General features: G+C 71.1%; 9 protein-coding genes. 4 read left to right on the forward strand and 5 right to left on the reverse strand.

All coding sequences use genetic code 11. The features are described 5' to 3' along the window. Window positions 1-175: 175 nt before the first annotated feature. Window positions 176-1,030 carry a hypothetical protein gene (locus WME79_RS22950; protein WP_437538966.1) on the reverse strand — a complete coding sequence of 285 codons (855 nt, stop codon included), beginning with the start codon at window positions 1,028-1,030 and terminating at the stop codon, window positions 176-178. A gap of 403 nt (window positions 1,031-1,433) precedes the next feature. Here WME79_RS22950 and WME79_RS22955 point away from each other — a divergent pair, with 403 nt between their 5' ends. Together WME79_RS22955 and WME79_RS22960 are read left to right on the forward strand one after the other, a co-directional pair. Next, on the forward strand, window positions 1,434-2,231 hold the full coding sequence (locus tag WME79_RS22955; RefSeq protein ID WP_437538968.1) for a hypothetical protein: 798 nt from the start codon (window positions 1,434-1,436) through the stop codon (window positions 2,229-2,231). A gap of 295 nt (window positions 2,232-2,526) precedes the next feature. Further along, the gene (locus WME79_RS22960) at window positions 2,527-3,471 is read left to right on the forward strand and encodes a bifunctional methylenetetrahydrofolate dehydrogenase/methenyltetrahydrofolate cyclohydrolase (protein WP_437538969.1); all 945 of its coding nucleotides are present in this window, start codon (window positions 2,527-2,529) and stop codon (window positions 3,469-3,471) included. A gap of 55 nt (window positions 3,472-3,526) precedes the next feature. Here the strand turns inward: WME79_RS22960 and WME79_RS22965 are convergent, their stop codons facing one another. Together WME79_RS22965 and WME79_RS22970 are read right to left on the reverse strand one after the other, a co-directional pair. Next, window positions 3,527-5,110, reverse strand: a complete 1,584-nt coding sequence (locus tag WME79_RS22965) for a protein kinase domain-containing protein (RefSeq protein WP_437538971.1) — start codon at window positions 5,108-5,110, stop codon at window positions 3,527-3,529. A 175-nt stretch (window positions 5,111-5,285) separates the two neighbouring features. Further along, window positions 5,286-6,101, reverse strand: coding sequence for a hypothetical protein (locus tag WME79_RS22970; protein ID WP_437538973.1), 816 nt, complete (start codon window positions 6,099-6,101; stop codon window positions 5,286-5,288). 260 nt (window positions 6,102-6,361) lie between these two features. On the opposite strand from WME79_RS22970, the gene WME79_RS22975 reads away from it, so the two are divergent. Further along, entirely contained in the window at window positions 6,362-6,748 is a 387-nt protein-coding gene (locus WME79_RS22975; RefSeq protein WP_437538975.1) for a PAAR domain-containing protein, read from the forward strand. 30 nt (window positions 6,749-6,778) lie between these two features. Then, window positions 6,779-8,416 (forward strand): peptidoglycan-binding protein, encoded by a 1,638-nt coding sequence (locus WME79_RS22980; RefSeq protein WP_437538977.1) that lies wholly within the window; start codon window positions 6,779-6,781, stop codon window positions 8,414-8,416. Between the two features lie 258 nt (window positions 8,417-8,674). Here WME79_RS22980 and WME79_RS22985 read toward each other — a convergent pair whose 3' ends face one another. Together WME79_RS22985 and WME79_RS22990 are read right to left on the reverse strand one after the other, a co-directional pair. Next, window positions 8,675-10,870: a type VI secretion system Vgr family protein gene (locus tag WME79_RS22985; protein ID WP_437538979.1), complete on the reverse strand. Its 2,196-nt coding sequence runs from the start codon at window positions 10,868-10,870 to the stop codon at window positions 8,675-8,677. Between the two features lie 39 nt (window positions 10,871-10,909). Then, window positions 10,910-12,280 (reverse strand): T6SS phospholipase effector Tle1-like catalytic domain-containing protein, encoded by a 1,371-nt coding sequence (locus WME79_RS22990; RefSeq protein WP_437538981.1) that lies wholly within the window; start codon window positions 12,278-12,280, stop codon window positions 10,910-10,912. Between the last annotated feature and the right edge of the window lie 9 nt (window positions 12,281-12,289).

Consider the following 12,289-nt stretch of genomic DNA (forward strand, 5'->3'; position numbering starts at 1 on the left):
TCGGCGCTGGCACATCCCCAGCGGCCGGCGCGTAGGTTGCATCCGACGTACCAAGATGGACCTCGGCCCTGGAGCAGCAAATCCGCGGGAATAGACGCAGACGGCGCGCGGGAGGTGCGCCAGGGTGTGCCAAGATTCTGGCTCACCGGCGCCTCCCCGGCGCGCCGGTCTCCGTTCACATGGGGAACTCGGGGAGGTAGCCGAGGTTCTTGTCGGGGTGCGCCGCGCGTGCGGCGTCGATGCTCTCGGCGCAGCAGGTCCCCTCGCCGGTGAGGGCGCCGTCGATGGCGAACTCGACCCGGAGCGGTCCGGCGTCTCCGGGGCGGGAAGGAACGATGTACCCATCGACGCGCCGGAGCGACGGCACCTCTCCGGCGGTCACCCGGGACTGACCTGGCAACACGATCATGTTCTTGCCCGGGTACGCGCTCCGCGCCTCCGCGACGGTATCGGCGCAGCAAAAGCCACCGGCGGTGGCCACGCCATCGTTGGCGAAGGTGACGTGGAATCGCCCTCCGAGCGAGCCTTCCTGCAGGATGTAGCCGTCGATGCCGATCAGCGACGGGTGCGCGGCGCAGCGGTCCACCGCGCCGCCGCCCCCGCAGCGCGCCGGGAGCGCGCACCCATTGCAGGCGACCTGCCTGCGCTCGCCGCACCGATCGACGGCCTCGAAGCCGCCGCACTCCTGGCCGCGCGCGGTGCAGAGCTCGCCGTCGGTCTCCGGCGTACACACCGGCCCACCCCCGCCTTCGCCGCCGCTGCCGCCTTCGCCGACGCTGCCGCCTTCGCCGACGCTGCCGCCTTCGCCGCTGCTGCCGCCTTCGCCGACGCTACCGCCTTCGCCGCTGCTGCCGCCTTCGCCGACGCTGCCGCCTTCACCGCCGCTCTCCCCGGCGCCATGACCACCGCTGCTGCCGCTGCCGCTGTCGTCACCGCCGCTGCCGCCATCGCCGCCGCTGCCACCTCCGAAGTCTCGTACTGTCGTCGAACAGCCCTGCGCCACAGCCAACCACAGAACGGCTGGCCCCATCAGCATCGCGTATCGAGCTCGCATCATCCCCATGATTTCCAGCCATAACACCGCTTCAGTCCCGGCGATACAGCCACGCAGGACCGCGACAACGCGGTTTTTAACAGCGTCACGGCACACGAGATCACGGAATCGCGCCGCCAGGGCATCACGAGATCACGGCATCGCGTGACCATCAGCGCTCTCGCCCGCGTCAGCGACGCCTCTGCGACTCGACAACTCGAGGACTCGAAGCGCCGAGGACCGCCGACCACCTGCGATGGCGAGGCCACGCGGCGCGCCCGGCCCATGGGATGGGGTCGACCGGTCACGAGCGTCCGCGCCGTGCTCCCCTGGACATCGGCATCCGACCGTCTCAGGTTCTCGCCCGAGTGCGAGGCGTTTCGCCGCCGAGGAGGGGACCATGCAGATCGACTTCGAGATGCCCGTGATGGCCGACGGCGGCCTCGATGCGGGCGTGCTCGACCGCGTCCTGATCGACCGGGAGCGGGGCGTGCTGACCCACGTGGTGCTCCGTTCTCCGCTGGCGAGCGAGGAGCTGCTGATCTCGATGGATCTCGTGCAGGGCACGGCGGACGGGCACCTCTACTTACGGTCCGGGCGGGACGAGCTCCTGGCGCTGCCTCGGTACTACGACGGGCGGACGACGGCGCAGCCGCCGGGGCGCGTCGATACCTCGCTCGTGCCGCAGCCGCCCGAGCGGAGGCAGGAGCTGGAGGAGGCGCTCGGGGTCACGGACGATACGGTCGAGCTCGGCCCCGACACGCGGGTGATGACCGCCGACGAGGCCGAGGCGCAGCTCGTGGGCATCGGCGCGAACGATCCTGGCAACGACATCTCGCGGCTCCGCGTGCGCGGCCCCGCGGGCGCCGAGGCCGACTTCCCCGCATCCTGGATCGACGTGATGCGCGAGGACGTGGTGGCGCTGAAGGTGACCCGGGACGATGTTTTGCGCTCTCGTCCGGCGCCCAGACGCCGGGACGGAAACATCGCTAGCCTCGAGGGGCTCTCCGGCATGGGCGGCCGCGACGGCGACACACCCGAGGAGGTGTTCGGAGCGAACTTCGTCGATGAGCTGCGCGGCAAGGGCGGTATGGTCCTCCGCGTTCCCGGCGCCGGCAGCCCCGCCGAGACCGAAGGCAACCGCGTGGCGGCGCCCGTGGTGGACGCGGGCCCGGAGCGGCGGTCCTCCTCGCGATGAGCTCGTGAGCCAGGCAAGGCGGCTCTCCGGAGGGCTGGAGTCTCCGCCCCTGCCCGCGCTCCTCCTCGGCCCCGGCGTGAACCATGGTTGGGATGGGACACGTCGCGCTTCCAGCGCGGCGCGATACCGCCCTGCCGGGAACTCCACGCCACGAAGCGCCCGAGTCACCGATCGCGCATCGCGCCGGCGAAGTCAAAGTAGGAATCGGCAGAACTGGCAGCGTCGGCAGAGGTGAGAGAGTTGCCCCGCCGGAAACTTGACACCGATGCTCGCGCGTGCTCGTCTCCGCCCCAGGATGGACCCTCACCACATTCCGCCGAGCCCGGGCACTCGCACGGCCAGCGTCCTCGATCCGACCGCGGTGGCGGAGACGTACCGCAGCGAGATCCGGGCGGAGCTCGCGGCGCTGCCCGAGCCGCTGGTCCTGGTCGGTGTGCTCGCGGCGGATCACGGGCCGTCGTACACGTACGCCGAGTACACGCGCAAGGCGTGCGAGGCCGTGGGGGTCCGCTTCGAGATCCGCCACGCGACACGGCTCGACGCCGAGGACACCATCCGCGCGGCGAACGAGGACGCGCGCGTGCACGGGATGATGGTGTATTACCCGATCTTCGGCACGGAGCAGGACGTGTACTTGCGGGACAGCGTCGATCCCGCGAAGGACATCGAGGGGCTCCACACGTTCTGGGCACGTTGCCTGTACCAGAACCAGCGCTTCCTGGACGAGGCGAAGACCAGGAAGGCGATCCTGCCGTGCACGCCGCTGGCCGTCCTCAAGCTGGTCGAGGCGGCCGGCTTTTTCGGCGAGGGGGAGCAGCCGCTCGCGGGCCGGCGCGTATGCATCTTCAACCGGAGCGAGGTCGTCGGGAGGCCGCTCGCGAGCATGATGGCGCACGACGGAGCCCACGTGACGTCGTTCGACATCGACGGTCCGTTGCTCTTCGTGCCCAGCTCCTCGGGCGACATGCACGAGGTGCGCGAGACGACCGTGGACCGGGCGAGCGCGCTGCGGCAGGCGGACATCGTGGTGACCGGCGTGCCCTCGAGGAGCTTCCCTGTCGTGCAGGGCGACGAGATCCGCGAGGGCGCCCTCTGCATCAACTTCTCCACCTTCAAGAACTTCAGCGACGATATCCAGAGCAAGGCGAGCGTGTTCGTGCCCCGCGTCGGCCCCATGACGGTGACGATGGCGATCCGAAACAGCCTGCGGCTCTACAAGAACACCCACCCGGGCGGGTGAGCTCGCGCGCGGCGGCGTGCGCGAGCGCACGGGCTCCTCGCGACGCGGCGGCTGGTCACATGTGGTCGGTGGGATCGTCCCGAGGGGTCCGGGGCCTCGAGGGCAGCGGCGCCCGTTTTCTGGCGGACGATGACGGCGCCGGCGTCGCGCGCACGGGCGCGGGCGCGCTGGTCGGTGCCTCGGAGGCTGCAGGCGCGCTCGGCGCGGCCGTCGCGCTGTGGGAGGGCGGCGGCTGAGGCTCCGGTGACGCGGTTGACGGCGGGGCGGCGGAGAGCGCGGACGCGGAGACAGGCGACGCCGCCGGGTCGGGCTGCGAGGTCGGCTCGCCGCCCGGCGCGGGGGCGCGAAGGACCGCATAGGTGACGAGCCCCAGCGCGAGCGCGGTCGCGCCCACGGCCAGCGAGATCCTGGCGCGGCGGCTGTCGGCTTTCGTCGGAGCGAGGGTATTTCCGGCCGACGTCAACGTGCTGATGGACCCCTGGAACGCCGGCGCAGCGCCCTCCGAGGCGCCACCGCTCGGAGAGCCGTGGAAGGGGGGTCCTGCTTCGTTTCGCTGCGTGGGCGCGGACGCGCTGGAGGCGGCGCCCATCGTGCCGGGACTCGGTCCCATCATTCCAGGGCTCGCCGCATCTGGACGCGCCACTATCGCGTCTGGACGCGCCACTATCGCGTCTGGACGCGCCACTATCGCATCTGGGCTCGCGGCCATCGTGCCGCCACGGACGACGAGCAGCGGAGTCGCCCCCTCCGCGGGAACCGACGGCTGGAGAGGTCGGGGCTCCGACCCCGCCGCGCCGACCGCCGCGCCGAGCGCCTCGGCGAGCTCGCTCGCGCCCTGGAACCGATGCGCCGGGTCGCGCGCGAGCGCCCGTGAGAAGAACCCATCCACCCCGGGCCCGAGCTCCGGCACGATGCTGGATGCGAGGGGGGCGTCCTCCGTGCAGATCGCCACGAACACCTCGCCGATCTCCTCGCCCGGGAACGGGAGATGGCCGGTGAGGCAGCGATACGCGATCACGCCGACGGACCAGAGATCGCTGCGCCAGTCGAGGGTCTTGCTGCGGCGCACCTGCTCGGGGCTCATGAAGTAGGGCGAGCCGACGAGCGTGCCTGTCTTCGTCTCGTTGCCGGCCAGCAGCGTGCCCTGGGCCTTGGCGATCCCGAAGTCGAGGATCTTCACGATCTCGTCCTCGTCCTGCCGCGAGAGAAAGAGGTTCGCCGGCTTGAGGTCGCGGTGGACGATCCCCATCTCGTGCGCGCGACGCAGGGCCTTGCACACCTGCGTGAGGATGCCGAGCGTAGCCGCCGTGGAGAGGCGCCTCTCCCGCGAGAGCCGTGTCTCGAGATCCTCGCCCTCGAGGAGCTCCATCACGAGGAAAGGCGTGTCGCCCTCGATCCCATAATCGTGCACGTGCACGACGTTCGGTATCTTGAGCTGCGCCGCGGCCCTCGCCTCGCGCTCGAAGCGCGCCCGCGCGGTGGACGAGGAAGCGTACTCGGGCGCCATGAGCTTGACCGCGACTGTGGCGTCGAGCTGGAGGTGCCGGGCCACCCAGATCGACCCCATCCCGCCCCGCGCGAGCATGCGCTCGAGGCGGTATCTACCGGCGACGACGCTGCCTTCTACGAGCGAATTCATGAGCCTCGGCCTCTCGCTGGGAACGCGCACCCCAGGGGCTCAGGGTCGAGCAGCCGGGGCGCCTCGCGCCCAACGAAGCAAACGAACGGGCCCACCGCAACAGGATCCGACCCGGACCGCGCGCCGCGTCCTTGCGCCTCGACCGGATCGCCGAGCCCGCGGCGCCGCGCGCCGCCTACTTGCGCCTCGGCCGTGCCGCCGAGCTCGCGGCGTCGCGCGCCGCCGTCGCGGGGGCGCCTCGCCCGGCGGCCTGCGGCGCGCGGAGATCGCTCGCGCGCGCCCGCCGCGCGGGAGGGCTGCCCTGCGACGTCAGCGCCTCCAGGGCGGCGCGCAGCTCGGCCCGCACGTGCGGGCCGAGCAGCTTCTCCGCCATGGCGCTCAGGCGTCCTGCGAACGCGGCCATGATGCAGCCCGCGCGCTGGTCGTCGCGCTCCGGGGCCCCCGAGCGCCGGTAGTGCCGCGCGTAGTCGCCCGTGATCTCACCGAGATCGCCGCCGACGTGGACCGCCTGCCTCATGAAGAGCCGCGCGGCGCGCTCGTTGGTGATCGACGGCATCTGCGCCAGGGTCATGGCCACCTCGGTCCTGCCCACGGCGAGCAGCATGGAGACCACCCGCTGGCGCGCGAGCTCGACGAGCCTCGGCGCGAGGGTGTGCTCGTCGAAGACGTGGACGTTCGCCGGCACGAGCGCTTCGCCTTCCGTGCCGAGCTCGCTCAGGAACGCGTTCAGCACCGGCGAGCGCGTCGGCGCGGCGCGCACGTACTCCCTCGCGCCCCCCGCGTTCGACCTGCCGCTCGGCGGGAGCGGGCCAGCGGCGGGCTTCGCGCGTGGCCCGGGCTGCGCCGACCGCCCCCGCCGTGCCCGCTCGAAGTGCCGCTCCGCCCTCCCCGCGCGCTCGTTCTCCGCGGCAGCGTCCGTCGCGCCGAGCAGCGCAGCCAGCCCCGCCGCGTGGGCGGCGGTGACGTGCGGAGGAGGTTGCTTGCTGGACATTCGAGCAGATCCTCTCGTTCGAGGGCTGCTCGAGCGCTTATCACGCCGCACGAACGGTTGTACAGCGCTGAACGCCGGTTCCGGACGGACGCACGCGGCCATGGGGCCGTGGCGAGGCAGCAGGCCCCGCGGGACCACGGCGGACCACGGTGCAGCGGCCCAGCGCGCCCGACGACGCGCGCGAATGGATCCGTACTATGATCGCCCCGGACGAACGCGCGACGATGACGCTGCGCCGGACGCGACGGAGACGAGACGCCATGCCCCCTGCTGCGCGCATCACCGACATGCACACCTGCCCCAAGGTCGAGCCGGGCCCCGTACCGCACGTCGGTGGTCCCGTCCTGCTCGGGGAGTCCACCGTCCTGATCGGGTTTCAGCCGGCGGCCCGCGAGGGCGACACGCTCACCTGCGTCGGGCCGCCGGACTCCGTGAAGCAGGGGGAGAGCACGGTGCTCATCGGCAACAAGCCCGCCGCGCGCATGGGGGATCCGACCGGTCACGGGGGGGTGATCGTGGCGGGGTGCCCGACCGTGATGATCGGGTCGTCGGCCCAGGCCGAGACCCTGAAGACCGATGAGCCGTTCTGCGAAGAGTGCGAGCGCAAGCGCAAGGAGCGCGAGGCGCGGCAGCAGCGGCAAGGATAACCAGAGAGCGCGAGGACCCCCGGGAGCGCCATGCCCAGCCACACCGTACATCAGGGAGAGTGCCTGTCCTCGATCGCGAAGCGATACGGCTTCTCCGATCCCATGGTCATCTGGACCGACGCGGCCAACAAGGACCTCCACGACAGGCGCGACGGCGACGCCAACGTGCTCTACCCGGGCGATGTGCTCTTCATCCCCGAAAGCGGCGCAAGGTCGGTGAAGAAGCGCGGCCTCCCGATCGCGGCGGCGGCCGCCTCGTCGGCGAGGAAGCTCCACCTCTTCCTGCGCGATCCGCGGGGCCAGCCGCTCGCGGAGCAGGCGTTCACCCTGGAGGTCGGGGGCGAGACGCTCACGGGGACCACCGACGCCGCGGGCGCGATCGTCCGAGAGATGCCGGCCGAGGCCGCGAAGGCGAGGCTCGACGTGGGGAGGTACCGCTGGGACCTCGACATCGCTCACCTGAACCCGATCGCGAGCACGCCCGACGAGGGAACCTCGGGCATCGTCGAGCGGCTCAGGAACCTCGGCTACGCGATCGAGCCGTCGGCCGGGTCGCCGCTGGAAGCCGCGGTGCGCGCGCTCAGGCGGTTCCAACGGGACTTCGGCCTCCCCGCGACCGGCCACGCCGACGAGGAGACGATGCGGCGGCTCGAGGCCGCGCACAAGGGCGAGGCCGCGCCTGCCAGGGAGGTGCCCGCCCAGGCCGAGGGCGCCCCCGCGGTCAGGCTCGTGGAGGCGCTCCCCGCGACGCCCGCGCTCTGCGCCGCGCTCGCCAGGAAGGAAGGGCGGGCCCGCGCGAACGCCGTCTCCCCGGCGACACCCAACGTGCTCAGGCCCCCGCGCAAAGGGACATGCGCCCTGTGCGCGCAGCATGAGGACTGCCTCGACAACGACCACAACTTCCTCCTCGCCACGAGCGAGATGGCCCGTCGCCTCGGCGGCGACGCGGGAGCGTTCGTGGGCGTCATCCACCTCGTGACGGGCCACACCTGCTCTCCCAGCGTCAAGGATCCCGGCTCGAACGCCGTGGGCCTCCTGCAGATCGCGCCGGGCACGGCCGCGGAGCTCGGCACGTCCACGGCGTCGCTCGCGGGCATGTGCCGGATAGCGCAGCTCGAGGTCGCCGAGGCGTATTTCGAGGCGCGGAAGCAGGCGTATCCAGCGGCCGATTTCAGCGAGATCCGGGACGTCGCGCTCGCCGTCCTGGAGCCGGACGGCCTGGATCCGGCCCACGACCTCCTCGGTGTCTCCGCCTCGATCTGCCGCGGCCCGTTCTTCGACGATCCCGGCGCGGGACGCGTCGAGATCTCCGACGACGTGACGGCCTACTACAAGGCACACCGGAGGGAGGCAGGCGGACGCAGCGTCATCTCTCAGGACGGCGAGCTCCTCGGGGTCGACGAGAAGGCGACGTATTACACCGCGACGAAGGACGGCCAGGAGATCCGCGTCACGAGGCGCCAGCGCGCCGTCTACAAACGCAGCTCGGCCCTGGACAGGGACGGCGACGGGTTCGTGACGCGCGACGACTACCGGGCTGTCGTGGAGGACCTCATCGCCGGCTGCGCGAAGGAGGCCTGTGAGAGGGCGCGCGCGCTGCAGGCGGTGCCCCCGGGCGAGTACGAGATCACGGCGCCGGGCGCGGCCGGCGCTGCGAAGAAGCCCTGACGCGCGCGCCCTACCCTACCCAGGCATAGGCGTTAACCAAGCTCGTTCGGTTACACTCAGGGCGCGAAGCCCGCCCCCCCACCCCACCATCGGTCACCAACGTAAACGTTTACATGAACGTGAACGTGGTCGTGAACGTGGTCGTGGTCGTGGTCGTTCACGGCCTATCGTTGACGACCACGACCACGACCACGACCACGTAAACGTTCACGTAAACGTTCGGATGTAGGAGAACGCGGCGCGAGGCTTGGTTAAGGCCTATGACCCCACCCCGGGCGGCACCGGAACCACGGCCTCCACGGCCTCCTCCGGCGCCTCGGCCTTCGGGCCCTCGCCCTTGCCGGCCGACCCGCCCGCGTTGATCTTCACCAGCATCCCCTTGATCGTCACCCCGGCGCTGTCGATCTGCAGGAAACCCCCGGGCCCCTTCACCGTCACGGCCTTGTCGCCCTCGCCGACCATGTCCTCGCCGGCGACCAGAGAGACCGCCTTCCCCGCCGCCAGCGCGTGGGTGCCAGCGACCTTCTCGTGCCGATCCTCGAGGACCGTGAGCGATTGCATCCCGTCGATCTGCTGCCGGCGATCCTTCTTCACGCGGGTGTGCAGCGCCTCCTCCACCCGCTCCCGCCGCTTCCCCTTCACGACCTCGTCCAGGTCCTTGCCGACGAGCCGCGCGTGGAGCCCCTCGATCCGCTCGGTCGACGTCTTCCGCACGCGCTGCGCCCGCCCGGCGCCGACCACGAGCGCCCGGTCGGTCCCTGTCACCTCGACGCGATTCAGCCCCGTCACCTCGGTCCGGTTCACCCCCGTGGTGTCGATCTCGCTCGCCATCACCTGCTTCTTGCGATCTCGGCCCACCGTGATCGTCTCGTCGTTCTTGACGAGCGATCGCAGGTTCTTCTCCGCCTGGAAATAGAACAGCTCCTCTCCGCCCGCGTCATCGAGCTTGATCTCGTTGAACCCGCCCCCGCCCGGCGACGACTCGCTCTTCCACGCGCTGATCGCCTTGCTCCCCGGCAAACCGTAGGGCGCGGGCTCTATCGCGTTGTACGCCCGGCCCAGGACGACCGGTTGATCCGGATCCCCCTCCAGGAACGTGACGAGCACCTCCTGGCCGACGCGCGGCAGCGCGAGCAAACCATGGCCGGCCCCGGCCCAGCCGTGGCTCACGCGGATCCACATCGAGGCCTCGGGGTCGCGCGTTCCCGCGCGATCCCACGGGAAATGCACCCGCACCCGACCGAACTCGTCGGTGTGGATCTCCTGCCCCGGCGGACCGACCACCCGCGCGCTCTGCACGCCGTGGATCCTCGGCTTCGGCGCCCGGAGCGGCGGCGCATAGGGCGCGTCGGCGAGCGCCGCGCGACCGGTGATCTGCCAGACGTCGTCGTGCGTCCCCTCCAGGGAGAGCGCGGTCACGAGCAGCCGCGGCGCGCCGGCCAGGTCCGGGTGCGGGTGGCCGCTCATCGAGAACACCGTGCCCGGCCGCAGATCCGCCGCGTTCGTCGAGAAGTCGATCGCGCGCCGGCCCGCGCGCTCGCCCTCGAGCGCACGCGCGGCGCGGCCCTGCGCGTACGCGGCGTCGCCGCGCGCGACCCCCTTCGCGTCGGCCACCGGCGTCCCCCCGGGCCGGCCCGTCTCCGCCAGCGCGCCGCCCGGCTGGTAGTGGTACTGCTCGTACCTGTCCTCCGGCGCGCTCGCCCGCGGCGCCTCCCCCGTGACCGCGACAGCAGGGCTCCTGAAATCGACACCGCGCAGCGTGAACGCCCCCGGGCGCACCTCGTGGACCAGCGAGGCGCGCGTCACGCGCTCCACCTCTTCTTCTGGTCCTGGCGCGCTCAGGCTGCTCGCGTACGGGATCGGCGCCGGTCGCGCCGCCGCCTCGGTCAGCCGATCGCTCAGGAGCAGCCGCGAGCCGCCGCCGTCCTCCGGGAACACATAAGCGATGCCCGCCTCCTCCAGCAGCCGGCTGAAGAAATCGAAATCGGTCTCTCCATACTGCACCTTGTACTCGAGCCTCGGATAGCGCCCGCGGTCGATCTCCCACGCGTGCTCCAGCCCCCACTCGCCGAGCAGCGCGCCGAGGATGTCGGGGATCGCGAGGTGCTGGAAGATGCGGTTGTTCCTGCGCTGCGTGAGCAGCCAGAGCGCCGGGACAATGTGGATCTCATAGAGCGACAGCCCCCTCGGCTCGACCTCCGCGAGCTCCATGTGGCGCACCAGGCCCGAGAAGCGCCGCGCCCCCCCCTCGCCCGAGAGCACGTGACCAGGGCCCGCCGCAAACGCAACCAACGTGGCGGGCGCGCCCACGAGCGCCGACAGATCGAGCGACGGGTCAGGGCTCCGCGCCCAGACGGTCACGCTGAAGAGCGTCGATATCGCCTCCCGGACGGCGAAGCGGCGCACCGAGAGCGACGGGTCGAGGCGTTCGAACGTGAGCTCGAGGAGGGGCATCAGCGGGTCTCCCTGGTGGTTCGGGGGCGGCGCGCAACGTCACTTGCTGCGCGAGGCATTGAAGTACACGCTCCGCTGGCGCACAGGAGGCCTCGGCCTGTCCTTGTACCAGTCGACGAGGTTGTCGATCGGGTTGTTCAGCCAGTCGTTCACCTTGCTGAGCTTGTCAGATGGCCAGTCGAGGAACGTCGTCGGCCCGAACTCGTCGAGCTGATCGTGGATGTACTTCGTCTTGAGGTAGCTCCACGACTTCATCATGGCCCGCGCCACGGAGATCTCCTTGTACTCGTCGTTATCGAGCGCCTGGAGGTACCGCTGGCCGAGCAGGGGCGTGCGGTCGGCGCGGTACCTGTTGTAGGCGACCAGCAGGTCGCCCGGGATGACGTGGAACTCCGCGGGCAGGCTCGTGAGCGGCAAGAGCGGGACCTTCTTCTCCTTGCTCCGAGCGTGCATGTCCCTGAGCGGGATGTGGGCGAGGTTGACCAGCCTGCCCTGCTCGCCCGGCTTGTAGCCGCCGCCCACGTCCGCGTGCGCCCCCGGATACGGGGTCTCCTCCATGTTCGCCGGCAGCGGCTCCTCGCCTCCGACGCTGTTGAAGAGCCGCCGCCACGCGCTCTTGCCCTGGATCGACTGGAGCGAGAAGAAGCTCCGCCGCTCGTCCTCGGCGATGTAGTGCGTCGTCCACGCGACCCAGTCCGCGTCGACGTTGAAGTCGTACTCGACGTCCATGTCCTTGCCCGCCACCGTGAAGGAGCCGACCGAGTCGAAGACGCCAAGGAAAGCCACCTTGAGCCCGCCGAGCGGCGGATAGACCTTCACCGGCACGACCGCGGCCCCCGCCATCGAAGCCCCCACCACCACGTAGTCGGTGCGGGGCGTCGCGTGGGTGTTGTCCACGCGGAACTTCTTGACGTTGTTGACGAAATCGCGCGCCAGCGCGGCCCCGCGGCTGAAGCCGTAGACGTCGATGATCTTCTCGACGGCGAGGTGGTTCTTGCCGCGGTTGAAGAACTCGTTGAGCTGCTCACGGCCCCAGTCGATGCGCTTGCGGCCGCCGAGGCCGGCGGCGCCGCCGAGGATGTCCTCCACCTTCTGGCTGGCGCCGCTCGACATCACCTGGGAGCCGACGCCGATGTGGTACGCGGACGTCTGCACCGTGCCCTCGCGCTTGTAGAGCTTGAAGAGCTTGGCGACGTTCGACGGGTTCTTCCTCGCCCAGTCCACGAACATGTTGTTGCCCGTGCCGTCGAAGAACACGCCGATCCGGATGCGCCCCGCGGGGCAGCGCTCGGTGCCGGACGGCGGCTCGTTCGGGAGCGCGCTCGCCGACTGCTGGTTGAAGCTCGCCTTGACGTGCGCCGGGGTGCCGCCGTCGAGCGGCTCGTTGGCGTCGATGCTCTTGCCCTTCATGCGACCTCC

It is taken from the genome of Sorangium sp. So ce726 (assembly GCF_051521405.1).
Taxonomy (GTDB): domain Bacteria; phylum Myxococcota_A; class Polyangia; order Polyangiales; family Polyangiaceae; genus Sorangium.

What these genes read in the sequence shown, in the direction of transcription:
- WME79_RS22985 (WP_437538979.1), bottom strand. Translation starts at nt 10,870, where the DNA reads ATGCCCCTCCTCGAGCTCACGTTCGAACGCCTCGACCCGTCGCTCTCG.
- WME79_RS22950 (WP_437538966.1), bottom strand. Translation starts at nt 1,030, where the DNA reads ATGGGGCCAGCCGTTCTGTGGTTGGCTGTGGCGCAGGGCTGTTCGACG.
- WME79_RS22960 (WP_437538969.1), top strand. Translation starts at nt 2,527, where the DNA reads ATGGACCCTCACCACATTCCGCCGAGCCCGGGCACTCGCACGGCCAGC.
- WME79_RS22970 (WP_437538973.1), bottom strand. Translation starts at nt 6,101, where the DNA reads ATGTCCAGCAAGCAACCTCCTCCGCACGTCACCGCCGCCCACGCGGCG.
- WME79_RS22965 (WP_437538971.1), bottom strand. Translation starts at nt 5,110, where the DNA reads ATGAATTCGCTCGTAGAAGGCAGCGTCGTCGCCGGTAGATACCGCCTC.
- WME79_RS22955 (WP_437538968.1), top strand. Translation starts at nt 1,434, where the DNA reads ATGCAGATCGACTTCGAGATGCCCGTGATGGCCGACGGCGGCCTCGAT.
- WME79_RS22980 (WP_437538977.1), top strand. Translation starts at nt 6,779, where the DNA reads ATGCCCAGCCACACCGTACATCAGGGAGAGTGCCTGTCCTCGATCGCG.
- WME79_RS22975 (WP_437538975.1), top strand. Translation starts at nt 6,362, where the DNA reads ATGCCCCCTGCTGCGCGCATCACCGACATGCACACCTGCCCCAAGGTC.
- WME79_RS22990 (WP_437538981.1), bottom strand. Translation starts at nt 12,280, where the DNA reads ATGAAGGGCAAGAGCATCGACGCCAACGAGCCGCTCGACGGCGGCACC.